Origin of the sequence: Actinomadura verrucosospora, assembly GCF_039540335.1 — a bacterium.
Lineage (GTDB): Bacteria > Actinomycetota > Actinomycetes > Streptosporangiales > Streptosporangiaceae > Spirillospora > Spirillospora verrucosospora.
This window is the reverse complement of the sequence record NZ_BAABEV010000018.1, coordinates 114,963-137,896: the sequence shown is the minus strand read 5'-3', so window position 1 is coordinate 137,896 and position 22,934 is coordinate 114,963. Positions and strand designations below refer to the sequence as shown.

The following is a 22,934-nucleotide window of genomic DNA, read 5'->3' as shown; positions in this document are numbered from 1 at the left end:
CCCCGACACCCGGGAGCGCGGCCTTGTGGGGACCGGGACCTACCTGGTGAAGTGGGGATACCGGGCGACCCCCGCTTGAGCTAGCAAGGAGTTCGCGTTGAGCCAGAGCCAAGAAACACTGTCGAACCTTCTGCAGGAGACGCGCCGCTTCCCCCCGCCCGCGGACCTCGCCGCCTCGGCGAACGTCAAGGCCGACGCCTACGAGCGCGCTGACGAGGACCGCCTGGGCTTCTGGGCGGAGCAGGCGGACCGGCTCGCCTGGACGAAGCGCTGGGACGACGTCCTGGACTGGAGCAACCCGCCGTTCGCGAAGTGGTTCGTGGGCGGGGAGCTGAACGTCGCCTACAACTGCGTCGACCGGCATGTGGAGGCCGGGCGGGGCGAGAAGGTGGCGTACCACTGGGAGGGGGAGCCGGGCGACTCCCGCACCCTCACCTACGCCGACCTCCAGCGCGAGGTGAACAGGGCCGCCAACGCCCTGCTCGAACTGGGCGTCCGCAAGGGCGACCGGGTCGCGATCTACCTCCCGATGATCCCCGAGCTGCCGATCTCGATGCTGGCGTGCGCCCGCATCGGCGCGACCCACTCGGTGGTGTTCGGCGGATTCTCCGCGGAGGCCCTCCGGACGCGCATCGACGACGCGCAGGCCAAGCTCGTCATCACCGCGGACGGCGGCTTCCGGCGCGGCAAGCCGTCCGACCTCAAGGGCATCGTGGACGAGGCCGTCGCGCAGACGCCGACGATCGAGCACGTCCTCGTGGTGCGGCGCACGGGCGAGGAGGTCGTCGAGAACGAGCGCGACCTGTGGTGGCACGACGTCGTCGAGCGGCAGAGCGACGAGCACACCGCCGAGCCCATGGACTCCGAGCACCCGCTCTACATCCTGTACACGTCCGGGACGACGGGGAAGCCGAAGGGCATCCTGCACACCAGCGGCGGCTACCTGACCCAGTGCGCGTACACGCACTGGGCGGTGTTCGACCTGAAGCCGGAGACGGACGTCTACTGGTGCTCGGCCGACATCGGATGGGTGACGGGCCACTCCTACATCGTGTACGGGCCGCTCGCCAACGGCTCGACCAGCGTCATCTACGAGGGGACGCCCGACACCCCCGACAAGGGCCGCTGGTGGGACGTCATCCAGAAGTACAAGGTGTCCATCTTCTACACCGCGCCCACGGCGATCCGCACGTTCATGAAGTGGGGCGACGACATCCCGGCCCGGTACGACCTGTCGTCCCTGCGTGTGCTGGGGTCGGTCGGCGAGCCGATCAACCCCGAGGCCTACGTCTGGTACCGCAGGAACATCGGCGCCGACCGGACGCCGGTGGTCGACACGTGGTGGCAGACCGAGACCGGCGCCATCATGATCAGCCCGCTGCCGGGGGTGACGGAGGGCAAGCCGGGCGCGGCGATGCGCCCGCTGCCCGGCATCGCCGCGGACGTCGTCGACGACCAGGGCCGCTCGGTGCCGGACGGCGGCGGCGGGTTCATGGTGGTCCGGGAGCCGTGGCCGGGCATGCTCCGCACGATCTGGGGCGACGACGAGCGGTACGTCAAGACGTACTGGTCGCGTTTCGAGGGCCTGTACTTCGCCGGTGACGGCGCCAAGAAGGACGCGGACGGCGACATGTGGCTGCTCGGCCGCGTGGACGACGTCATGCTCGTGTCCGGGCACAACATCTCCACGACGGAGGTGGAGTCGGCGCTGGTCTCGCACCCGAAGGTCGCCGAGTCGGCGGTGGTGGGCGCGACGGACCCGGTCACCGGGCAGGCCATCGTGGCGTTCGTGATCCCGCGCGGCGACGCCGGCGGCGACGTCGAGGGCGAGGACTTCCTGCGGGAGCTGCGCGACCACGTCGCCAAGACCCTCGGCCCGATCGCCAAGCCCCGCCAGATCATGATCGTTCCGGAGCTGCCGAAGACCCGCTCCGGGAAGATCATGCGGCGGCTGCTGCGGGACGTGGCGGAGAACCGCAGCATCGGCGACGTCACGACGCTCGCGGACAGCACGGTGATGGACCTCATCTCCGAGAAGCTGCCCAGCGCCAAGTCGGACGACTGACCCCACACGGCGCACACCGGCCAACGCGACGGCCCGCATCCGGCACACCGCCGGGCGCGGGCCGTTTGGGCGTCCGAGCCGGGGGAACGGGGCCGCCCACTGGGCGGGCCAGGTAAAATGTCCCTAGGTGCGCCGGGAAGTCTGGTCGGCAGGGACGTCCCGTAGTGATCGTGCGGGCCGTGGCCTTGTCCAGCCGTCCGCCGCTTTCCCAGGGGTTCTCTCTATGGCGCGCCCGCCCGTGAAACGCCGCGTTGCAGCAACGTGGCCGTTCCGTCCGACCGTCCGTTACAGCCTCCAGGTCGCCAGTGCGCTCCGCACCGAGACGATCGGCGGCGTGGTGATGCTGCTCGCGGCGGTCGCGGCGCTGGTGTGGGCCAACACGCCGTGGGACGGCGCCTACAAGAGCCTCCAGACGTTCGAGATCAGCCCGCACTGGCTGCACCTCGGCCACATGGACGTGCAGCACTGGGCGTCGAGCGGGCTGCTCGCCGTCTTCTTCTTCATCGCCGGGCTGGAACTGCGCGAGGAACTCACGCACGGCGAGCTGCGCAATCCGCGGGACGCGGCGCTGCCGGTGATCGCCGCGGCGGCCGGGGTGGCGGTGCCCGCGCTGATCTTCCTGGCGGTGAGCGCGGGCGCGCCGGGCGCGGCCAGCGGGTGGGCGGTGCCGACGGCGACGGACATCGCGTTCGCGCTGGCGGTGCTCGCCGTGACGTTCACCTCGTGCCCGGCGCCTCTGCGCGCGTTCCTGCTGACGCTGGCGGTGGTGGACGACCTGATCGCCATCGCCATCATCGCGCTCTTCTACACCAGCACCCTGCACTGGACGCCGCTGCTGCTCGGCGCGGCGCTGATCGTGGCGTACGGGCTGCTCCAGCACCGGGGCGTTCGTTCGCCGTGGGTGTACGTGCCTCTCGCCGTCGCGGCCTGGTACTGCCTCCAGCGGAGCGGGATCCACGCGACCGTCGCGGGCGTCGCGCTGGGGATGCTCACCAGCCCGAAGGAGACGCCGGACGGGCGGCCGACGAACGCCGAGCGCGCCGACCACGCGCTGCGGCCGTTCTCGGCGGGCGTGGCCGTGCCGGTCTTCGCCTTCGTGTCGGCCGGGGTGGGCCTCGGCGCGGCGCAGTTGGGCGCCGTGTTCACCGACCGGGTGGCCCTCGGCGTGATCGCCGGACTTCTGGTCGGTAAGTTCGTGGGGGTCTTCGGCGGGGCGTGGACGGCCGTGCGGCTCGGCCTTGCGACCCTCGGGGAGGACCTGCACTGGCACGAGATCGCGGGAGTCGCGCTCCTGGCCGGGGTGGGTTTCACCGTTTCGCTGCTGATCGGCGGTTTGGCCTATACCGACCCGTCACAATTCGAGAGAGTGACGACTGCGGTCCTGATCGCGAGCGTTCTCGCCTCGGCGGCCGCGGCCGTCGTCTTCCGGAGAAGGGTGCGTCAGCGGGCGCGTCCGGACTAAGGAGAAAAGCCATATGTCCGAGGCACTACCGGGCGAGCGAGTCGAGGACAAGTCCCTCGGCGAGCTGGTCGCCCTGGCGTCCAGCAGCGTCTCCGACCTGATCAGGGCCGAGATGGACCTGGCCAAGCTGGAACTGAAGGCTGATGCCAAGAAGGCCGCGCTGGGCAGCGTGATGTTCACGATCGCCGCGCTGATCGGCGGGCTGATCGTGATCCTGCTGTCGATCGCCTTCGCCTACGGGCTGGTGGCCGCCGGGATCTGGCACTGGGCGGCGTTCCTCATCGTGGCCGGCGTGTACCTGCTCCTCGCCCTGGCCCTGATCGCCATCGGGTACTTCCGCATCCGCAAGATCGAAGGGGCGAAGCGGACCCGCAGGACGCTGAAGGACGACTTCACCGCGCTGCGCCACCGCGGCGACTCCGGCGATCCCGAGCTGACGGGCTGACCGCCGCCGTGTCCGGGCACGACGCGTCGCTGATCGAGGTCGACGGGCCGTGGACGCACCGGCAGGTCAGCGCCGGCGGGACGCGCTTCCACGTCGCCGAGGCCGGCGAGGGGCCGCTCGTCCTGCTGCTGCACGGGTTCCCCGAGTTCTGGTGGTCGTGGCACCACCAGCTCGTCTCGCTGCCCGCCGCGGGCTACCGGGCGGCCGCCGTCGACCTGCGCGGCTACGGCGGCAGCGACAAGCCGCCGCGCGGGTACGACCTGGTCACGCTGGCCGGGGACGCCGCGGGGCTGGTCCGCGCCCTGGGCGAGGCGAACGCGACCGTCGTCGGGCACGACTGGGGCGGGCTGCTCGCCTGGACGATGGCCGTCTACCACCCGAAGATCGTCCAGCGGCTGGCGGTGGTGGGCGCCCCGCATCCCCTGCGGCTGCGGCGGGCCGTCGCCGGCGACCCGCGCGGGCAGGGCTGGGCGGCGCGCCACACGTTCGGCTTCCAGGTGCCGCTGTGGCCCGAACGGCGCCTGGTCCGCGACGACGCGGAACTGGTCGGAAAGCTTCTGCACGACTGGTCGGGGCCGGACTGGCCGGACGAGCGCACCGAGCGGCTCGTACGGAAAGCCGTGCAGATCCCCGGGGTCGCCCACAGCGCACTGGAGTACCACCGCTGGCTCATCCGCTCCCAGGCCCGCCCAGACGGCATCCGCTACGCGCACCGCATGCGCACCCCCATCCATGCCGCCACACTCCAGGTGCATGGCGCGCTCGACACGTGCACCCTTCCCGCCAGCGCGCAGGGTTCCGGACGCTACGTGAAGGCCCCGTACCGTTGGACGCTCATAGAGGGCGCAGGGCATTTCCCCCACCAGGAGCGTCCGGAGGAGTTCGACGCCCGGCTCCTCGACTGGCTGGCCGACCCGGGGCCGGAACGCTGAACCCGCGTACCGTGGAGGCATGCGGGATCGGGACGAGTCGGGACGCCCACGCAACGCACGCCCACGGGATGCCTACGGACGTCCCCTGCCGCACGGCGCCACCGGCATACCCACGATGCCGGACGAGCTCGACATGCCACCGGCGGAGGCCCTGGCCGAAGCGCAGCGCCTCCTGGACGCCGACCGCCCGTTCCATGCCCATGAGGTACTGGAAGCGGTCTGGAAGTCCGCCCCGGAGCCCGAACGGGAGTTGTGGCGGGGTCTCGCACAGGTCGCCGTAGGGGTGACCCATCTGCGCCGGGGAAACGCGCGTGGCGCCCAGGCCCTCCTCAGCCGCGCCGCGGACCGGCTGGTCCCGTACCTGGACGCCGCTCCGTACGGCATCGACGTCCAAGGGATCGTGCAGCGGACACGCAGCCTGGCGAAGGAGCCGCAGGACGGCCCCATCGCCCTGCGCCTCACACCGAACTAGTCGGAGCAGCTCTCCGTCGAGACCGGCTTCGTGGCGTTGGCGCCCACGCGCGCGTCGGGCGCGACCTCCTGCGCGGTGAGCGCGTACCCGGTGGACGGCGTGTCCAGGGCCGCGGCGAAGATGACGCCGTAGACGCGGCCGTCGGTGGACAGCAGCGGACCGCCGGAGTTGCCCGGCTCGACCTTGCCTCGGATGGCGTAGATCTCGCGGCTGACCTGGCCGGAGTGGTAGATGTCGGGCCCGCGCGCCGTCTGCCGGGCGCGGATCCGGGCCGCCCCGGTCGTGAACGGCTGCTGCTTCGGGAACCCGGCGATGATCGCGTCGTCGCGGACGCGGGCCTCCTTGGCGAACTCCAGCGCCGGCGCCTTCAGCCCCGGCACGTAGAGGACGGCGACGTCGCGCTTCGGGTCGTACAGCACGACCCGCCCGCGGTTGGTGTCGCCGTTGAGCGTCGCCACCACCGAGGAGCCGCGCGCCCCCGCGACGACGTGCGCGTTGGTCATGATGTGCTGCGGCGCGAACACGAACCCGGTGCCCTCGATGCGGCGCTGGCACTGCGGCGCCGTGCTGACCACCTTCACGATGCTGTTCTTGGCGGCCTTCAGGCCCCGGGTGTTGAGGACGGACTCGTCCGGCGGCGGCACCTGCACCACCGACTCGCCGCCGAGGCCGTTGAAGACCTGCGGGAACTCGCTGCTCTTGACGAACCCCTGGAACGAGGTGAACCACGTCTGCGCCTGCGGGGGCATCACGTCGTTGATGCCGTTGATGATCGAGGAGCCCTTGACCTGCGTCCGGACGGGCTTGAACTCGGAGTTGGCGACCAGGCTGCCGAAGAACCAGGCGACGATCAGCAGCGAGAGCGCGCTGACGAACGTGCCGCCGACCGCGTCGGCGGTGCGGGCGTTCATCCCGGTCACCCGGTTGCGCAGGACGGCGCCGACGGACGAGGCGACGAGCTGGCCGAGGGTGGCGGACAGGAACGCGACCACGATGGCGAGCAGCGCCTGCTGCGCCGCGCCGTCCACCGCGGCCTCGGCGATCGGCGGCGCGATCAGGACCCCGATGACGCCGCCGCCGACGAAGCCGACGAAGCTCAGCAGGCTCACGATGAAGCCCTGCCGGTAGCCCGAGACTCCGAACAGCACGACGAGCACGAGCAGGATCAGGTCGAGAATGTGGTCGTGCAGCACCGCTTCACCGTATAGGGCCGCGCCGCTGCTTCACGTCCCCTCGATGGACCAGTTTGGGGCGTGCCGGATAGCCGCCGAGGGTGACGCGGGACAGCGGCGACGGCCGTGTCCACCGCGAACTGCCACCTGACCTGCGCACGAGCCCTCGCCGCGCGGGTGGGCGTTTTCGTGGGAAACGACGAGACGCCTCGGCCGCGTAAGGCGAGGTTCACCGTTCAGTCGCGCGCGGCGACGTCCACCCCTCGGTCACGGGCCCCTCGGTCGCGGGCGGCGAGGTTCACGACGTCCTCGGGCAGGTCCTCGACGCGGGAGGTGTCCCACGGCCGGTCCCAGCCGCCCGCGCCCAGCACCTGGGTCAGGATCGCCGCCGTGAACCCCCACACGAGCATGTCCCGGACCTGGAACGCGGGGCCGACCCTGATCCCGGAGGGGTGCCTCACCATCAGCCGGTTCGCCGGGTCGACCAGCTCGCTGATCGGGACCCGCGCGACCGTCGCGACCTCCCCGGGATGGCCGGGCGCGACCTCCGACGGCTCGCGCCACCAGCCGGCGACGGGCGTGACCCGGTGCTCGCTGTGCGACAGGTACAGCTCCGGCAGCGTGCACAGCACGTCCACGCCGGACGGCTCGACGCCGGCCTCCTCCCACGCCTCGCGCAGCGCCGCCGCGACCGGGCCGTCGTCGCCGGGGTCGATGCGGCCGCCGGGGAAGGCGGGCTGCCCGGCGTGCTTGTTGAGGGTGGCGGCGCGCTCGGTGAGCAGGACGTCCGGGCCGCTCGGACCGTCGCCGAACAGGATCAGGACGGCGGCGGCGCGGGCGGAGGGAGCGGGCCGGAACACGGGCGGCACGGGCAGTCTCGGCGCCTCCGATCGGAAGCGGTCGAGCCAGGCGGGGCAGTCGGGGGTGGCGTCGGTCACGTGGATCCCAACTCCGGAACGTTCCCGTTCCTTCCCGGGACGGCCGGGAGAACCGCTCACGAGAACGGTCCGGGCTTGACGAGCTTGCGCGCCGTCTCCTCGTCCACCGGCCCCTCGCCGAAGGACGGGCAGAGCCGCGCCACCGGGCAGGCGCCGCAGGCGGGACGGCGCGCGTGGCAGATGCGGCGGCCGTGCCAGATCAGCCGGTGGGACAGCATCGTCCAGTCCTTGCGCGGGACGAGGGAGCCGATCTCCTCTTCCACCTTCACGGGGTCGTCTTCGGTCGTCCAGCCGAAGCGCCGGGCCAGGCGGCCGAAGTGGGTGTCGACGGTGATGCCGGGGACGTCGAACGCGTTGCCGAGGACGACGTTGGCCGTCTTGCGCCCGACGCCGGGCAGCTTGACGAGGTCTTCGAGGCGGCCGGGGACCTCGCCGTCGAACCGGTCGCGGAGCGCGGCCGACAGCCCCATGACCGACTTGGTCTTGGCGCGGAAGAACCCGGTGGGCTTCAGGATCGCCTCGACGTCCTCGGGGTCGGCGGCGGCCAGGTCCTCCGGGGTGGGGTACTTGGCGAACAGCGCGGGCGTCGTCAGGTTCACCCGCATGTCGGTGGTCTGGGCTGAGAGAACGGTCGCGACCAGCAGCTGGAACGGGGTGCCGAAGTTCAGCTCGCAGTGGGCGTCAGGGTACGTCTCGGCCAGGATCCGGTTGATCCGGCGCGCCCGCCGCACCAGCCCCAGCCTCGTCTCGTCCTTCCACTTCCGAGCCCGCGCCTTCGGGGACGCCTCCGTCGCCATACCGGCCAGCCTAAAGCCTCGCGGCCCGGTTCCGGCCGAACGAGAAAGTCGCGCCGATCCGCGTAATCGGCGCGGGGGCGGGCCGTCTCTCCGGGCACGACGTTCCCCGAAGGAGATCTCATGTCCGACCTCAGCCAGGTGGTCCGCCTTCCGGTGCGCCGGATCGAGCTCGACCTGTCGTTCGAGGGCGCCGCCCGGATCGCGGGTGACCTTCGCGAGCACGTTCCCGGCATCGCGGCGGAGGCGGTGCGCCGGATCGAGAGGCGGCTGCCGGAGTTCGTCCGGCCGCACGATCCCCGCTACGCCAAGGCGGTCCAGCTGGGCACGGAGTGCGCCATCGGGCACTTCCTGGACCTGATGGCCGACCCCGCCGCCCCGTCGGCCGACGTCGTGGAGTTCTGGCGGCAGATCGGCGTCGGCGAGGCCAGCGAGGGGCGGACGCTGGACTCCTGGCAGGCGGCGACGCGGATCGGGACGGGCCTGGCCGTCGAGCGGCTCACCGATCACGCCGAGCGGATGGGCTACCGGACGAGTCCGGCGATCATCGCGGCCATCGCCAACGCGGCGCTCGACTACCTGAACCAGCTGGCGGCGATCGTCGCCGAGGGCCACGCGGACGCCGCCGCGCGGGCGGCGGGAGCGCTCCGGGACCGCCGGCGGCACCTGCTCGACCTGCTGCTGAACGGAGCCTCCGCGGCGGACCTCAGGGGGGCGGCGCGCGAGGCGGACTGGGCGCTGCCGCGCACGTTAGCGGTCGTCGCCCTCCGCGAGGACGGCCCCGACGCCCGGCACCCGTCGCTGCCCCCGGACGTCCTGCCGGGCCTGCACCTGGGGGAGCCCTGCCTGATCGTCCCGGACCCGGAGGGCCCCGGCCGCGCGCGGATGCTGGAGCGGCAGCTGCACGGCTGGACGGCCGCGATCGGCCCGGCGGTCGGGATCGGCGACGTCGCGACGTCCCTGCGGCTGGCGCGCGAGACCCTGGCGCTGGCCCGCCAGGGCCTGATCGGCGGCGCGGCTCCCATCCCGGCCGAGCGGCACATGCCGATCCTGGTGATGATGCGGGAGCGGGCGCTGGTGGAGAAGGTGATCGCGCGCCGGCTCGCCCCGCTGCTGAACGCGCGTCCCGCCCAGCGCTACCGGCTCGTGGAGACGCTGCTGGCCTGCCTGGAGCACGGGTTCAACGCCACGGAGGTGTCCGGTCACCTTCACCTGCACCCCCAGACCGTCCGGTACCGGCTGCGGCAGCTCGACGACCTGTTCGGGGACGCCGTGCACGCGACGTCGGACCGGCTGGAGCTCCACATGGCGCTGCGCGCGTGGCTCGCCCTCAACGCCGAGGCCGGCGCCGAACCGTCCGCCCCGCGCGAACGCCTGGGCTACGGGTGACCGCCGATGGGGTCAGCCTGCGGCTTCGACGGCCCAGCCTTGAGCCGCCATGCCCGCGTAGGAGGACGGCTTCAGCGTCACCGGTTTCAGGCCCGACCAGCTCGCCTGGAGGTAGTAGCCGTCGCCGTTGGCCAGCCGGTAGACGGACGGCGCGAATCGGACGAGCTTCCAGACCTGGTTCGCGCCCCCACAGGGGGCCATGACGACCGTGTATTCGCTTCCGCCCTCCCAGGGAACGCCCGCGGCGGGCGTCCCGCGGCTCAGGCATCGCCCTGTGGAGCTGCTCGTCAGCGTGAAGCCGCCGCCTGTGTTCTTGCGCTTCCACCCGGTCGCCGAGTCGGTGCAGGAGCGCTGCACGACCGACGTCCCGCTGGGCGCCAGGCACGATTGCAGCGTCGTGTTCCGCACGCGGAAGGGACCCGCGCCGGACGCCGTGCCATCGCCGCCGGCGCCGCCGGGGACCCGGCCGCCGCTTTCGGGGGAGCGGGTGCCGACGGTGTAGTCGGGCGGGGCGACGTCCGCCGGAGCCGAACTCGCCGGGGTGGGCGTCGCGGGTGGCGGGGCGGCGCGCGGGTCCTCGCCCGGACCGCCGCCGACCGTGGTGAACAGGATGATCGCGATGCCGGTGGCGACGCCGCCGGCCACCGCGGCCGGAAGGGACCAGCCGGGCAGGGAGGCCGCCGGAGCGAGGGAGCCGAGCGGCGCCGACGGCGCCCCCAGCAGGACGGCGCCGATCGGCAGAGCGCGCCGCAACCGCCCGTTGAGGTCGGTCATCTCCTTGGAGGCCCGCCTGCACTCCTCGCAGGACTCCAGGTGCCGGCGCAGGGCGCGGCTGCGGCGGCGGCCGGGGCGGCGGACGCTCGCCGCGAGCTGGGCGGTGAACTCCGCGCATTCCGGACGTCCCCCGGAGCTCGCGACGAGGAACGCCTGCCGGAGCCCTTCGCGCGCCCGGAACGCGAGCTGGGAGACCGCGCCCTTCTCCATGCCGAGCAGCTCCGCGACCTGCCCGACGGGCTCCTCCTCGATGACCGTGTACCAGAGGACGGTCTGCCACCGTTCGGGCAGCGACCGGAAGGCGCGGACGAGCGCGTCGAGCTCGTCGACGTCGGGCGGCTCGTCCTCGGAGTCCGAGGCCCACTCGGCGACCTCGTCGGTCACGACGGTGCGGCGGGCGCCGCGCGCCCAGTCCGTGGCCGTGTTCCGCACGACGGTGTAGAGGTAGGGCCTGCACGCGTCGCGGGGCCCGGCGCCCTGGCGCATCGCCGCGAACGTGCGCGTGAAGGCCTCGCTCGTCAGGTCCTCGGCGAGGTGCTGGTCGCGGACCAGCCCGCGCGCGTACCGCAGGACCGCCGTGTGGTGCCGCCTGAACAGCTCGTCGGAGGCCTCGTCGTCGCCCTTCGCGGCGGCCGCCAGAAGGTCGGCGTCCGGCCGCGTCCCCACGCCCGCTACCACCACGCCATCCAACCCAAGGCACGCATCTCACCACAACCTTCGGAGACCGCTTGCTCACCGCAGGAGGAGACACCCGACACGCGCCCGGATTACGGGGATTTGTAGGCAATCTTAAAAAGACAGAGCTGTTCTCCAGTGTTATGGTCACCGCATGATCCTGGACTCGTCCCGCTGGACGGCGACCCTCGCCGGACGGCGCGTGCTGATCACCGGCGCGGCGCGGGGCATCGGTGCGGCGCTCGCCGCCCGGCTGCACGAGCACGGCGCGCGCGTGGCGCTCGCCGGCCTGGAGCCCGGCCTCCTCGCGGACGTCGCCGACCGGTGCGGGACGGCCCCCTGGTGGACGTGCGACGTGACCGACCGCGGCACGGTCGAGGACGTCGTCGAAAGCGCCGTCCGGGAACTGGGCGGCCTGGACGTGGTCGTCGCCAACGCGGGCGTGGCCGCGCAGATGCCCGTCATAGGCGGCGACCCGTCCGTCATGGAGCAGAGCCTGCGGGTGAACGTGCTGGGCGTCTACAACACGCTCCGCGCCGCCGGACCCCACCTCAGCCACGAACGCGGCTACGCGCTGGCGGTGTCGTCCCTGGCCGCCGCCGTCAACGCGCCCCTGCTGGGCGCCTACAGCGCGTCCAAGGCAGCCGTGGAGGCGCTGGGCAACACGCTCCGGGCCGAACTGCGCCCGTGGGGCGGGAAGGCCGGGGTCGCGTACTTCGCCGAGCTCGACACCGACATGACGCGCCGCGGGTTCGGCACCGAGGCCGCGTCCGCCCTGATGGACGCGTCGCCCCGGACCGGCCTGGCCTTCGGCGTCACGCCGCTGAAGGTCGGGATCGACGCGCTGGAGCGCGGGATCGCCCGCCGGTCCAGGCGGATCGTCGCCCCCTGGTGGGTGGGCGCCGTCCTGCCGGTCCGGATGGCCGTGCAGCCGGTCGCCGACCACCTCGTCCAGCGCGGGCTGCGCGACATCCTGGAGATCGCCAGGAACGAGCGGGTGGAGCTGACGACGCCGCAGCCGGACCCCGATCGGTGACGGTCCCCCGCGCCACTCCCGGCGGCGTCCGCGAGGTGGGAGTGGTCAACTGGCTCGCCTGCCGCGCCGCGGGCCGGGCCGCCGGGACCGGGCCGCCGAACCTCCTCCTGACCCTGGCGCGCCGCCGCGGGCTGTTCCGCGGCTGGCTGTGGTTCGCCGGACGGCTCATGCCAGGCGGTACCCTCCCGCGCCGGGAGACCGAACTGGTGATCCTGCGCGTCGCCCATCTGCGCGACTGCCAGTACGAGTTCGGCCACCACGTCCGGCTCGCGCGCCGCGCGGGCGTGCGCGAGCCGGACGTGGTGCGTCTCAAGGCAGGCCCCGACGCCGACGGGTGGACGCCGCGCGAGCGGGCGGTCCTCACCGCCGTCGACCGCCTCCACGCCGAGCGGGACCTGGACGACGAGACCTGGACGCGGCTGCGCGCCCACCTCACCGAGGGCGAGTGCGTCGAGCTGACCATGCTCGCCGCCCACTACGAGATGCTCGCGACCGTGATCACCGCGCTGCGCGTCCAGCCCGACCGGCCCCGCCGCCCCGCCGGCGGCCGCTGACCGGCACGTCCGAGGAGGTCCCCCTTGCGCATCCGAGTCCTCGCGATCACCTTGACCCTCGCCGCGGCCTCCCCGGGACTCGCCGTCCCCGCCCGCGCCGCCGGACGGGCCGCCGGAGGAGCGGTCCGCTTCACCGACTCCGGCGGCATCCATGTCGTGGACGTGCGGCGCGTCGACGACCGCCAGTACGCCTTGCGCGTCAGCACGGCCGCGCTGGGACGGGCCGTGGACATGCGCGTCCTGCTGCCGACCGGCTACGACCGGCGTCCCGGCGCCCGCTTCCCCGTCCTCTACCTGTTCCACGGGACGTCCGGACGCGCCTCCGACTGGATCGAGCGCGGCGACGCCGAGAGGACCACCGCCGGACGGCCGCTGATCACCGTCATGCCGGACGGGGGCTTCGACGGCGACGGCGGCGGCTGGTACACCGACTGGGCCGACCCGCGCACCGCACTCGGGCCGTCCAGGTGGGAGACCTTCCACGTCACCCAGCTCATCCCCTGGATCGACCGGAACCTGCGCACCGTCCCCCGCCGGGAGGGCCGGGCCGTCGCCGGCCTGTCGCAGGGCGGATTCGGGGCGATGAGCTACGCCGCCCGCCACCCCGAGCTGTTCGTGTCCGCCGCCTCGTTCTCGGGCGCGCCCGACATCGCCTACGACCCCGTCGTCTCCGTCGGCGCGGCCGGAGTCGTCTCCTACGTCGCGGCCGTCGGCGACGGCGTGCACCCCGACGCGATCTTCGGCTCGCGGCTGGCCGACGCGATCAACTGGCGCGGCCACGACCCCGCGACCCTCGCGCCCAACCTGCGCGGGATGCGGCTCGCGCTCCACACCGCCGCCGGCGTCCCGGGTCCGCTCGACCCGCCCGTCCCGGACCCGGCCGCGATCGGCATCGAGGCCCTCACGCACGCCTCGACCGCCGGCTTCCACCGGCGGCTGGAGGCACTGGAGATCCCCAGCCACTACGACGACCGCCTGCTCGGCACCCACACCTTCCCGTACTGGGCCCGCGACCTGCGGCGGCACATCGGCCCGCTGACGCGGACGTTCGCCGCCCCGCCGCGCCCGCCCGCGAAGATCTCCTACCGGTCGATCGACCCGGCCTGGACGCAGTGGGGCTGGACGGTCTCGCTCAAGCGGCCGGAGGCCCGGCAGTTCAGCGCGCTGACGGACGCCTCCGCGACGGGCTTCGCCCTGCGCGCCGCCGGGACCGCCACCGTCACGACCCCCGCGTCCTACCGTCCCGGCGCCCGCGTCGTCATCGACGTGGCGCGCGGGAGGACGCACAAGGTCATCAGGACCTCCGCCGGGCCCTCCGGGCGGCTCACGCTCACCCTCCCGCCCGCGCGCGGCGCCGCGACCACGCTGGTGCGGATCAGCCGTCCATGACGCCCGAGCGCAGCAGGAGCCGCACGTGCTCGATGACCGGGGCCCTGATGGCGCGCAGCGCCTCCAGGTCGCCCGCCGCCACGGCCGGGGTCACCATCGAACTCACCGCCGCCACGACGACCTCGCACGCGAACCGGCCGCTGTCGCCCGTCACGCCCATGAGGTCGGCGAGGCTCGCCGCCAGGTCGCGCTGGACGCGCGTCCGCCGCCGGACGGCCTCCGGGCCCGCCGCGAACACCTCCACCAGGAACAGCCGCGCGTACGCGGGTTCGGCCGCGAGCGCCTCCAGGTAGGCGGTGAAGACGCGCTCGAACCGTTCGGCCGCGTCGGCCTCGCCGACCGCGTCGGCCTCGCCCTGCGCCGTCCCCTGTCCGGCCGCGTCGCCCTCGCTCTGCATCGCCTCCTGCAACTGGAGGAACAGCAGCAGGCCCGCCTGGTCGAAGGCGGCCATGAAGCAGTCGAGCTTGGACGAGAACAGCGCGTAGAAGCTCTGCCGGGAGACCCGGGCCCGCTTCAGGACGTCCTCCACCGACGTGCCGACGTACCCTTTCTCCGCCATCGCCTGCGCCATGGCGCCGCACAGCCGGTCCCGGTGCACCCGCTCGACCTCCGCGCGCGACAGCGCGTGGCGCCCCCTAGGGAGGCGGCGCGGTGTGGGCCCGGACTCGGACGTCTGCATCCGCTCAGGTTAAGGCACGGCCGCTTCCCTGCCCGGGCCATCCCGTAACGGGCGATGAGACCGGTGTGACGGCATTCACCCGGTGGTCCGTACACTGGGCGAACGGGACCGGGGCCGCCCCCCGGGACGGATCACCCCTGGTCCCGCGTTTCGGCGCGCCGTGACCCTGCCTTCACGTACGCGGTGGGACGTACGTCACACTAGGCAAGTAGGTGTTCGAGGAGGAATAGCGTGACCGATCGCGACGTGGACGTTCTGAGCAGAGCCCCGCTCTTCGAGGCTCTCGACGAGCAGGGTGCCAAGGCGCTGCGCGCCAACGTGACCGAGGTGCGTCTCGCCCGCGGACAGACGCTGTTCAACGAGGGCGAGACCGGGGACCGGCTCTACGTCGTCCTCGAAGGAAAGATCAAGCTCACCCGGACGGCGCCGGACGGGCGCGAGAACCTGCTGAGCGTGCTCGGCCCGAGCGAGATGTTCGGCGAGCTGTCGCTGTTCGACCCGCGCCCCCGCACCGCGAGCGCCATCGCGGTCACCGAGTGCCGCCTCGCCGGGCTCGGCCACGACGACCTGCGGCCCTGGCTCACCGGCCACCCCGAGGTCGCCGTGCAGCTGCTCCGCGCGCTCGCGCAGCGGCTCCGCAAGACCAACGACGTGATGGCCGACCTGGTCTTCACCGACGTGCCCGGGCGCGTCGCCAAGGCGCTGCTCGACCTCGCGGAGCGCTTCGGCCAGCCGTCGGAGGCGGGCCTGCACGTCCACCACGACCTCACCCAGGAGGAACTGGCGCAGCTCGTCGGCGCGTCCCGCGAGACGGTCAACAAGGCCCTCGCCGACTTCGCCCAGCGCAACTGGCTGCGCATCGAGGCCCGCGCCGTCGTGATCCTCGACATCGAGCGCCTCCGCAAGCGCTCGAAGTAGGAGAGACCCGAAGCGGGCGGGAGGAGTCAGACGGCCCCGCGCTCGGCGAGGTAGTCGAGCTGGGACTGGACCGACCACTCGGCCGCGGGCCACAGCGAGCGGTCCACGTCGGCGTAGACGCGCTCGACGACCTCCCGCGCCGTGCGGGCGCCCGCCGCGACGGCGGCCTCGACCTGGGCGAGGCGCTCGCGGCGGTGGTCGATGTAGTGGTCGAGGACGGCGACAGGGTCGTCCAGCTTGGGCCCGTGACCGGGGAGGATCGTCGCGGCCCCCCGGTCGGCGGAGAACCGGCGGAGCCGGTCGAGCGACCCGAGGTAGTCGCCGAGCCTCCCCTCCAGCACGGTCGTCCCGTACCCGAGGACGGTGTCGCCGGTGAGGACGGCGCCGTCGGCCGGAAGCCAGAACGTCAGCGAGTCGTCGCTGTGCCCCGGCGTCTCCATGATCCGCAGCTCCAGACCGCCCGTGGTGACGACGTCGCCCTCCGCGAGGCCCTCGTCGCCGAGCCGGTGCCGGGGATCCAGCGCCCGCACCCCGACCCCGCCTCCCGCCATCTTCGCGAACTTCCCGGCGCCCGCCGAGTGGTCGGGATGCCCGTGCGTGAGCAGGACGAGACCGACCCGCCGCCCCTGCGACTCCACCGTCTCCAGGACGCGCCGCAGGTGCACGGCGTCCTTCGGCCCGGGATCGACGACGACGGCCTCGGCGGCGCCGGGCTCCGCGATGATCCAGGTGTTGGTGCCGTCCAGGGTCATGGCGGACGGGTTCGGGGCGAGCACGCAGGTGGCTCGTTCGGTACCCATCCCGTCGATCTCCGTCATGTCCCCCATCCTGCCCGAGGCGCGATCGGGGTGGCGGGCCGGGTTCCAGCCGAGGCGCTCCAGCCGCCGGAGCGCGGACGTGCCCGCCAGCCGCCACAGGACGGCCTGGCTCCGCGGCACCCGGCGGGCCATCTCCTCAGCCCTGCGGGTAGTGCCGCGCGACGCCCTCGGGCAGGACGAGGTAGGCGTCGCCGTCGATGATCTCAGCGACCGGCTCCTGCACGACGATCTCGCGCCGCGCGGCGAGCACGTCGGCGACCGTGGCGAACCCGGCGAGCTCCGCCAGCGTCGCGACGGTCGGCGGCAGCATCGTCCACTCGCCGCGCGCCGCCCGCTCGGCCGCCTCCGCCGGGCTCACCCAGGCGACCTGGTCGGCCTCGGTGCTGACGTCCCTGGCCCGCTGCCCCGCCGGCATCGCGGCGACGAAGAACCGGGTGTCGTAGCGCCTGCGCTCGATCTTCGGGGTGATCCAGTGCGCCCACGGGCGCAGCAGGTCGGAGCGCAGCACGAGGCCGCGCCGGTCGAGGAACCCCCCGAACGACTGGGAGCGGTCCAGCAGCGCCTGCCGGTCGGCCTCCCAGTCGTCGCCGCGCGTGTCGTCCACGACCGTCTCCCCGGTCGGGCCGGCGAGCAGCACGAGCGTCTCCTCGAACGTCTCCCGGACCGCCGCGCAGACCAGCTCGCGGGCCAGCGTCTCGTCGGCGCCGAACGCCCGGCCCCACTCGGCGGGGGACGGCCCGGACCACGCCAGCGCCGCCTCCCCGTCGCGCGGGTCGACCGAGCCGCCGGGGAACACGTAGGCGCCGGGCGCGAACGCCATCGACCGGACGCGGCGCAGCATGAACGCCTGGAGCCCGTGCTCGTCGTGGTCGCGCAGCACGACCACGGTCGCCGCGTCCTTGGCGGGCGCCGGCTCGGCCCGGCCTTCCAGGATGTCCTCGACCTGCCCCCGGAACGACTCGGGCAGCTTGAGTCCGTTGCTGATCCCCATGGCGAGCCATTCGGACATACCGAATGGCGTTCCGTCAAGCCCGGAGGCTCACGCCACCTCGGCGATCAGCTCCACCTCGACGGGCACGTCGCGCGGCAGGACGGCGACGCCGACGGCGCTGCGCGCGTGCCGGCCCGCGTCCCCGAACACCTCGGCCAGCAGGTCGCTCGCCCCGTTGATCACCTGCGGCTGGCCGTGGAAGTCCGGCGCGCTGGCGACGAACCCGACGACCTTCACGATCCGCACGATCCGCGACAGCTCGCCGACCTCCGCCTTCAGCGCCGCGATCGCGTTCAGCGCGCAGATCCGCGCCTGGCGGGTCGCCTCCTCCGCGCTGACCTCCGCGCCCACCTTCCCGGTGACGCCCAGCTCGCCCTTGACCAGGGGGATCTGGCCCGCGGTGTAGACGAGCGACCCCGTCCGCGCCGTCGGCACGTAGGACGCGACCGGCGGGACGACCTCCGGCAGCTCGATGCCGAGCTCGCGGATCCGCTCTTCAGGCGTGCTCATCGCCATTCCTCCTCGTTGAGGTCCTTACGACGGGGCTGTTCCGGCAGGGCGCCGCTACTCGATCTCGCGCTTGAAGTAGGCGACGAGGTTCTCGGGGTTCGGCCCCGGCATGACGGTGACGAGCTCCCACCCGTCCTGGCCCCAGTTGTCGAGGATCTGCTTGGTCGCGTGCACCAGCAGCGGAACGGTCGCGTACTCCCACTTCTTCATGGCCCTCACCCTAGCGATCGCCATACCCGGACCCCGCTCGAACCCGCCCCCCGCCCCGGTGCGCTGACGGACCGGCGGATAGGCGGTCAGCCGGTGGTGCGGGGTCGGTCAGGGCGGGTCGCGAATCTCTTGTTCGACGGCAACGACGAACGGAGAGAACGATGAGCAAGAGCGTGCTGATCTCGGGTGCGAGCATCGCGGGCCCGTCCCTGGCCTACTGGCTGGCGCGGTACGGGTACGACGTCACCGTCGTGGAGCGGGCGGAGGCGATCCGGCCGGGCGGGCAGGCCGTCGACTTCCGCGGCGAGGTGCACCTGCGGGTGCTGGAGAAGATGGGCGTCCTGGACGAGATCCGGCGGAGGCAGACCCACGGCGGCGCGCTCGACCTGATCGACGCCGAAGGACGGACGCGGGTCGCCCTGCCCGACTCGTTCACCGGCGGGGACGTGGAGATCCACCGAGGCGACCTCGCCGAGCTCCTGTACGAGCTGACCCGGGACTCCGCCAGGTACGTCTTCGGCGACTCGATCGCGTCCATGACCGAGACGGCCGACGGCGTCCACGTCACCTTCGAGCGCGGGGCTCCGCGCACGTTCGATCTGGTCGTCGGCGCGGACGGGCTGCACTCGAACGTCCGGCGGCTCGCGTTCGGCGACGAGTCGCGGTTCGTCCGGGACTCGGGCTACCACGTCGCGATCTTCGAGGCGCCGAACCGGCTCGGCATCGGCACCGGCAAGCTCTACAGCGAAGTGGGGCGCGGAGTGTCGGTGTACCCCACCCGCGGCGGAACCGGCGCGAACGTCATGTGCGTCTTCGCCGACGACGAGCTGGAGCCGCACCGCCGCGACCAGGAGGCCCAGAAGCGGGCGCTGGCCGAGAGGTTCGCCGGCATGGGCTGGCACGCCGGCGCCCTGATGCGCGACATGTGGGAGGCCCCGTACTTCTACTGCGACTCGATCAGCATCGTCCGGATGGACGCCTGGACGAAGGGGCGGGTCGCCCTGCTCGGCGACGCCGGCTACGGCGCCACCTGCGGCGGGATGGGGACGGGCCTCGCGGTCGTGTGCGCCTACGTCCTCGCGGGCGAGCTGGCCGCCGCGGACGGCGACCACCGCGCCGCGTTCCCCGCCTACGAGGAGCGCATCAAGAAGTTCACGACGGCGTGCCAGCGGGTCGCGGGCGGGGTCGGGCCGTTCTTCGCACCGAAGAACGAGCGCGCGCTGCGCCGCCGCACGACGGTCTACCGGCTGCTGACCGCGGGCCCGTTCATCAAGCTCCTCGACAAGCTGACCACGCAGGCCGCCACGGCGATCAAGCTGAGGGAGTACCCGGAGCCGGGCCGGGCGCCTCACGCCGTGTGATCGGGGCCCCCGCCGCGCTCGGGAGTTCCGTCGTACCGCTCGCGCGACGCGTTGATCTCGTCGATGTGGCGGCCGGCCCACTCCTTGATGGAGGTGAGCAGCGGCACGATCCGTTCGCCCAGCAGGGTCAGGGTGTACTCGACCTGGACGGGCACGGACGGGGTCACGCTGCGCGCCACGAGTCCGTCTCGCTCAAGGGAGCGGAGCGTCTGCGTGAGCATCTTCGCGCTGACGCCCGGGAGCGCTCTGCTGACCTCGGCGTACCTGCGAGTGCCGCGCGCCAGCTCCGTGAGGACCAGCATGCTCCACTTGTTGCCGATGATCCCCATCAGCTGATGAGTGGGACATCCGTCCATGTAAGCCTCGAACGCCGCCTTCTCCTGCTCGCGACGCTCCGCCGCCGTCATCGTGGCCATGCCGCGGGCTCACCTCCGGGTACCGAACGCACTCCGAAGTAACTTCTTCCGGCCCGCGGCTGTTCCGGCGACAGTTGCCGGTGCGGGATCCCCCGCACACCCACCCACTTCGTACAGAAGGTTCTGCCATGCGCGCGATCATCGTGAGGACACCCGGCGGGCCCGACGCGCTGGAGCTCGCCGACGTTCCGGTTCCCGTCCCGGGGCCCGGCCAGGTGCGGATCCGGGTGGCGGCGGCAGCGGTCAACCCGGTCGACGCCGCGACCCGCTCCGGAGCGCTGGCCGGCGCCGGGCTGATGCCGCCGTTCGGTTCGCGGCCCGCGGTCGGCATCGGATGGGACGTCGCCGGCACCGTCGACGCGGTCGGGGAGGGCGTGACCCGCATCGCCGCCGGCGACGAGGTCATCGGCCTGAAGGACCGGCTCGACGTGCCGCTGGGCGCCTACGCGGACGCGATCGTCCTGGACGCGGACGCCGTCGCGCCCGCGCCGCGGTCGGTCCCGGCCGCCGAGGCGGCGACCCTCCCGCTGAACGGGCTGACCGCCCTGCAGGCCCTGGACCTCCTCGCTCTGCCGCCGGGTGCCACGCTGCTCGTCACGGGAGCCGCGGGCGCCGTCGGCGGCTACGCGGTGGAGCTGGCGGCCCACCGCGGCCTCCGCGTCGTCGCCACGGCCTCCGCGTCCGACGAGGCGCTGGTGCGCGGCTTCGGCGCGGAGATGTTCGTTCCGCGCGGCGCGCACCTGGGAGACGCCGTCCGCGCGCTCGTACCGGGCGGTGTGGACGGCGCCCTGGACGCCGCCCTCCTCGCGGTCGCGGCCCTCGACGCCGTCCGGAACGGCGGGACGTTCGCAGCGGTCAACGGCGGTCCGGCCACCCCGCTCCCGCTGCGCGGAACCACCGTCCACAACGTGTGGATACGCGCGGACGCCGCACAGCTCGGCATGCTCGCCGCACTCACGGAGAAGGGCGGCCTCACCCCCCGCGTCGCCGACACCCTCCCCCTCACCGAGGCCCCCAAGGCCCACAAACGCCTGGAAGCAGGCGCCCTACGTGGCCGCCTGATCCTCACCCCGTAGAACCCTCCACTGGCTTTAGGCCGGACGGCTGGTCGGGGGGTCGGCGGGGTTTTCGGCGCGGAGCATGACGCGGCGGAGGAGGTCGGAGAGGGTGCGGCGCTCGGCGGGGTCGAGGGCGGCGAGCAGGCGCGTCTCCTCGACGCCCAGGCCGTCCATCGCGTCGCGCCAGGCGGAGCGTCCGGCGGGGGTGAGCTCGACGACGACCCGGCGGCGGTCGGTCGCGGACGGGGACCGGCGGACGAAGCCGCGGCGCTCCAGCGCGTCCAGCCGGCCGGTGATCGAGTTCGGGGGCATGGCGAGGTCGGCGGCGAGGAGGGAGGGGGCCGCGGTGCCGTGCCGGCCGGCGAGCGCGTGCAGCGTGTCGAACTCGTGCCGCTGCAGGCCGGAGGCGGCGAGGAGCTCCTCCTTCATCCGCCGGATGTGCTTGACGAAGAAGATCATCCGAGTCACGGCGCCCTCGATGTCGGGATCGAGGTCGGGCACGATCGGCGCCCACCGCTCCACGTGCTCGTCGGTCCGGTCCCTGTCTCCCATGCGGGGATCGTAGTCGGTGGCTTGATTCGTTGGGGAATAATTCGTTGCCGATTAATTCGTCAACGAACTATATTGTCCGGCCATGACCCACCCCCTGCGCGGCCGGGACTTCCGGCTGCTGTTCGCCGCTCGCATCCTGTCCCTGACCGGGGACGCCGCCGTCCCCGCCGCGCTCGCCCTCGCCGTCCTGCGGGCCACGGGCTCCACGTCCGCGCTCGCCCTCGTGCTCGGCTGCGCGATGGTGCCGCGCCTGCTCCTGCTGCCCCTCGGCGGCGTGCTCGCCGACCGCCTCGACGCGCGGGGCGTCGCCCTCGCCACCGACCTCGCCGGCGCCGCGGCGCAGCTGTTCGCGGCCCTGGAACTCCTGAGCGGCGAGCCGCGCCTGTGGCACCTCGCCGCCGCCCAGGTGATCGGCGGCGCGGCCTCCGCCTTCCAGACGCCGACCGTCTCGCCCCTGATCGCCGGCACCGTCGAGCCGTCCGGACTCCAGAAGGCCAACTCCCTGATGGGCGTCGCCAACGGCGCCACCCGCCTCGCCGGGCCCGCCCTCGCCGGCACGCTCGTGCTGACCGTCGGCCCCGGCTGGACGTTCCTGCTGGACTCGGCGTCGTTCGCCGCGAGCGCGGCGCTCCTCGCCCTGGCGCGCGTCCGGAACGTCCCCATCCCGCGGCGCTCGCTGCGGGCCGACCTGGCGGAGGGCTGGTCGGAGGTCCGCTCGCGCGACTGGTACTGGACGAGCCTGATCGCGCACGGCGTCTGGAACGGCACGTCCGCCGTCCTGCTCACCCTCGGCCCCGCCCTCGCCGTCGAGCGGCTCGGCGGCGAGGGGGTGTGGATCGCGACCGTCCAGGCGGGCGCCGCCGGGCTCCTCGCCGGGGCGCTGCTGGCCGCCCGCTTCCGTCCGCGCCGGCCCGTCCTCGTCGCGAACGCGGGCCTGGCCGCGCTGGCGCTGCCCCTGGCCCTGTTCGCGGCCGCCGCGCCCGCGCCCCTGCTCGTCGCGGCGTACGGGCTGGCGCTCACCGGCCTCGGCGTCCTCAACCCCACCTGGGAGACCGTCGTGCAGATGAGCATCCCGCCGCACGCGCTGGCCCGGGTGACGTCCTACGACTGGCTGCTGTCGCTGGCCGCGGCGCCCCTCGGCTACGCGCTCGCCCCGTGGGCCGCCTCGGCGTGGGGCCCCTCCGTCCCGCTGTGGACGGCGGCCGCGCTGGTCGGCGCCGCCTGCCTGGGCACGGCCGCGGTGCCGGGCGTCCGGCGCCTGACCATGCCCGAGATCGCGCCGGACGCCGTGACGCCCTCGCCTCAGCCGCAGGCCCGGTGACAG

At 73.4% G+C, this 22,934-nt stretch carries 24 protein-coding genes; 13 read left to right on the top strand and 11 right to left on the bottom strand.

Features of this window, described 5'->3' with window-relative positions; genetic code table 11:
- Positions 1-97: 97 nt before the first annotated feature.
- The 5 genes from acs to ABD944_RS21035 all read left to right on the top strand — a co-directional run bounded on the left by acs (position 98) and on the right by ABD944_RS21035 (position 5,376).
- Positions 98-2,065, top strand: a complete 1,968-nt coding sequence (acs, locus tag ABD944_RS21055) for an acetate--CoA ligase (protein ID WP_345178975.1) — start codon at positions 98-100, stop codon at positions 2,063-2,065.
- Between the two features lie 238 nt (positions 2,066-2,303).
- Positions 2,304-3,527 carry a Na+/H+ antiporter NhaA gene (nhaA, locus tag ABD944_RS21050; RefSeq protein ID WP_345178973.1) on the top strand — a complete coding sequence of 408 codons (1,224 nt, stop codon included), beginning with the start codon at positions 2,304-2,306 and terminating at the stop codon, positions 3,525-3,527.
- A 13-nt stretch (positions 3,528-3,540) separates the two neighbouring features.
- Complete coding sequence (locus ABD944_RS21045; protein ID WP_345178972.1) at positions 3,541-3,972, top strand: phage holin family protein; 432 nt, start codon at positions 3,541-3,543, stop codon at positions 3,970-3,972.
- Positions 3,973-3,980: 8 nt separating this feature from the next.
- On the top strand, positions 3,981-4,904 hold the full coding sequence (locus ABD944_RS21040) for an alpha/beta fold hydrolase (RefSeq protein ID WP_345178971.1): 924 nt from the start codon (positions 3,981-3,983) through the stop codon (positions 4,902-4,904).
- A gap of 115 nt (positions 4,905-5,019) precedes the next feature.
- Complete coding sequence (locus ABD944_RS21035) at positions 5,020-5,376, top strand: DUF309 domain-containing protein (protein ID WP_345178970.1); 357 nt, start codon at positions 5,020-5,022, stop codon at positions 5,374-5,376.
- Here the strand turns inward: ABD944_RS21035 and ABD944_RS21030 are convergent.
- The 3 genes from ABD944_RS21030 to nth all read right to left on the bottom strand — a co-directional run bounded on the left by ABD944_RS21030 (position 5,373) and on the right by nth (position 8,283).
- Entirely contained in the window at positions 5,373-6,569 is a 1,197-nt protein-coding gene (locus ABD944_RS21030) for a MarP family serine protease (RefSeq protein ID WP_345178968.1), read from the bottom strand. The genes ABD944_RS21035 and ABD944_RS21030 overlap by 4 nt on opposite strands.
- A gap of 215 nt (positions 6,570-6,784) precedes the next feature.
- Positions 6,785-7,486: an NUDIX hydrolase gene (locus ABD944_RS21025; protein ID WP_345178967.1), complete on the bottom strand. Its 702-nt coding sequence runs from the start codon at positions 7,484-7,486 to the stop codon at positions 6,785-6,787.
- A 56-nt stretch (positions 7,487-7,542) separates the two neighbouring features.
- Positions 7,543-8,283 carry an endonuclease III gene (gene nth / locus ABD944_RS21020; RefSeq protein WP_345178966.1) on the bottom strand — a complete coding sequence of 247 codons (741 nt, stop codon included), beginning with the start codon at positions 8,281-8,283 and terminating at the stop codon, positions 7,543-7,545.
- Between the two features lie 120 nt (positions 8,284-8,403).
- Between nth and ABD944_RS21015 the strand changes: the two genes are divergently transcribed.
- Complete coding sequence (locus ABD944_RS21015; RefSeq protein WP_345178964.1) at positions 8,404-9,669, top strand: PucR family transcriptional regulator; 1,266 nt, start codon at positions 8,404-8,406, stop codon at positions 9,667-9,669.
- 12 nt (positions 9,670-9,681) lie between these two features.
- Here ABD944_RS21015 and ABD944_RS21010 read toward each other — a convergent pair whose 3' ends face one another.
- Complete coding sequence (locus ABD944_RS21010) at positions 9,682-11,121, bottom strand: sigma-70 family RNA polymerase sigma factor (protein ID WP_345178963.1); 1,440 nt, start codon at positions 11,119-11,121, stop codon at positions 9,682-9,684.
- 151 nt (positions 11,122-11,272) lie between these two features.
- On the opposite strand from ABD944_RS21010, the gene ABD944_RS21005 reads away from it, so the two are divergent.
- From ABD944_RS21005 to ABD944_RS20995, 3 genes are read left to right on the top strand one after another with little or no spacing between them, the layout of a single operon-like run.
- Positions 11,273-12,154 carry an SDR family NAD(P)-dependent oxidoreductase gene (locus ABD944_RS21005; protein WP_345178962.1) on the top strand — a complete coding sequence of 294 codons (882 nt, stop codon included), beginning with the start codon at positions 11,273-11,275 and terminating at the stop codon, positions 12,152-12,154.
- A complete protein-coding gene (locus ABD944_RS21000) occupies positions 12,151-12,708 on the top strand; it encodes a carboxymuconolactone decarboxylase family protein (RefSeq protein WP_345178961.1) in 558 nt (185 codons plus the stop codon). Before ABD944_RS21005 ends, ABD944_RS21000 begins: the two co-directional genes overlap by 4 nt.
- 24 nt (positions 12,709-12,732) lie before the next feature.
- Positions 12,733-14,097 (top strand): alpha/beta hydrolase, encoded by a 1,365-nt coding sequence (locus tag ABD944_RS20995; RefSeq protein ID WP_345178960.1) that lies wholly within the window; start codon positions 12,733-12,735, stop codon positions 14,095-14,097.
- On the opposite strand, the gene ABD944_RS20990 is transcribed toward ABD944_RS20995, so the two are convergent.
- The gene (locus ABD944_RS20990) at positions 14,084-14,776 is read right to left on the bottom strand and encodes a TetR/AcrR family transcriptional regulator (RefSeq protein ID WP_345178958.1); all 693 of its coding nucleotides are present in this window, start codon (positions 14,774-14,776) and stop codon (positions 14,084-14,086) included. The two genes, ABD944_RS20995 and ABD944_RS20990, sit on opposite strands and share 14 nt — an antisense overlap.
- A 231-nt stretch (positions 14,777-15,007) precedes the next feature.
- Here ABD944_RS20990 and ABD944_RS20985 point away from each other — a divergent pair, with 231 nt between their 5' ends.
- Complete coding sequence (locus tag ABD944_RS20985; protein ID WP_067483689.1) at positions 15,008-15,694, top strand: Crp/Fnr family transcriptional regulator; 687 nt, start codon at positions 15,008-15,010, stop codon at positions 15,692-15,694.
- Positions 15,695-15,720: 26 nt separating this feature from the next.
- Here ABD944_RS20985 and ABD944_RS20980 read toward each other — a convergent pair whose 3' ends face one another.
- From ABD944_RS20980 to sp36, 4 genes are read right to left on the bottom strand one after another with little or no spacing between them, the layout of a single operon-like run.
- Entirely contained in the window at positions 15,721-16,644 is a 924-nt protein-coding gene (locus tag ABD944_RS20980; RefSeq protein ID WP_345178955.1) for an MBL fold metallo-hydrolase, read from the bottom strand.
- Positions 16,645-16,648: 4 nt separating this feature from the next.
- Positions 16,649-17,503 carry an NUDIX hydrolase gene (locus ABD944_RS20975; RefSeq protein WP_345178989.1) on the bottom strand — a complete coding sequence of 285 codons (855 nt, stop codon included), beginning with the start codon at positions 17,501-17,503 and terminating at the stop codon, positions 16,649-16,651.
- Positions 17,504-17,551: 48 nt separating this feature from the next.
- Positions 17,552-18,013: a RidA family protein gene (locus tag ABD944_RS20970; RefSeq protein WP_345178953.1), complete on the bottom strand. Its 462-nt coding sequence runs from the start codon at positions 18,011-18,013 to the stop codon at positions 17,552-17,554.
- A gap of 54 nt (positions 18,014-18,067) precedes the next feature.
- Positions 18,068-18,223 (bottom strand): Sp36 family protein, encoded by a 156-nt coding sequence (gene sp36 / locus ABD944_RS20965; RefSeq protein WP_345178951.1) that lies wholly within the window; start codon positions 18,221-18,223, stop codon positions 18,068-18,070.
- Between the two features lie 161 nt (positions 18,224-18,384).
- On the opposite strand from sp36, the gene ABD944_RS20960 reads away from it, so the two are divergent.
- A complete protein-coding gene (locus ABD944_RS20960) occupies positions 18,385-19,584 on the top strand; it encodes an FAD-dependent monooxygenase (RefSeq protein WP_345178949.1) in 1,200 nt (399 codons plus the stop codon).
- On the opposite strand, the gene ABD944_RS20955 is transcribed toward ABD944_RS20960, so the two are convergent.
- Positions 19,572-20,000: a winged helix-turn-helix transcriptional regulator gene (locus ABD944_RS20955; RefSeq protein WP_345178946.1), complete on the bottom strand. Its 429-nt coding sequence runs from the start codon at positions 19,998-20,000 to the stop codon at positions 19,572-19,574. The genes ABD944_RS20960 and ABD944_RS20955 overlap by 13 nt on opposite strands.
- A 128-nt stretch (positions 20,001-20,128) precedes the next feature.
- On the opposite strand from ABD944_RS20955, the gene ABD944_RS20950 reads away from it, so the two are divergent.
- Entirely contained in the window at positions 20,129-21,076 is a 948-nt protein-coding gene (locus tag ABD944_RS20950) for an NADP-dependent oxidoreductase (protein ID WP_345178944.1), read from the top strand.
- A 15-nt stretch (positions 21,077-21,091) separates the two neighbouring features.
- On the opposite strand, the gene ABD944_RS20945 is transcribed toward ABD944_RS20950, so the two are convergent.
- Positions 21,092-21,610 (bottom strand): MarR family winged helix-turn-helix transcriptional regulator, encoded by a 519-nt coding sequence (locus tag ABD944_RS20945; RefSeq protein WP_345178942.1) that lies wholly within the window; start codon positions 21,608-21,610, stop codon positions 21,092-21,094.
- A gap of 82 nt (positions 21,611-21,692) precedes the next feature.
- On the opposite strand from ABD944_RS20945, the gene ABD944_RS20940 reads away from it, so the two are divergent.
- Positions 21,693-22,931, top strand: a complete 1,239-nt coding sequence (locus tag ABD944_RS20940; protein ID WP_345178939.1) for an MFS transporter — start codon at positions 21,693-21,695, stop codon at positions 22,929-22,931.
- The last annotated feature ends 3 nt before the right edge of the window (positions 22,932-22,934 follow it).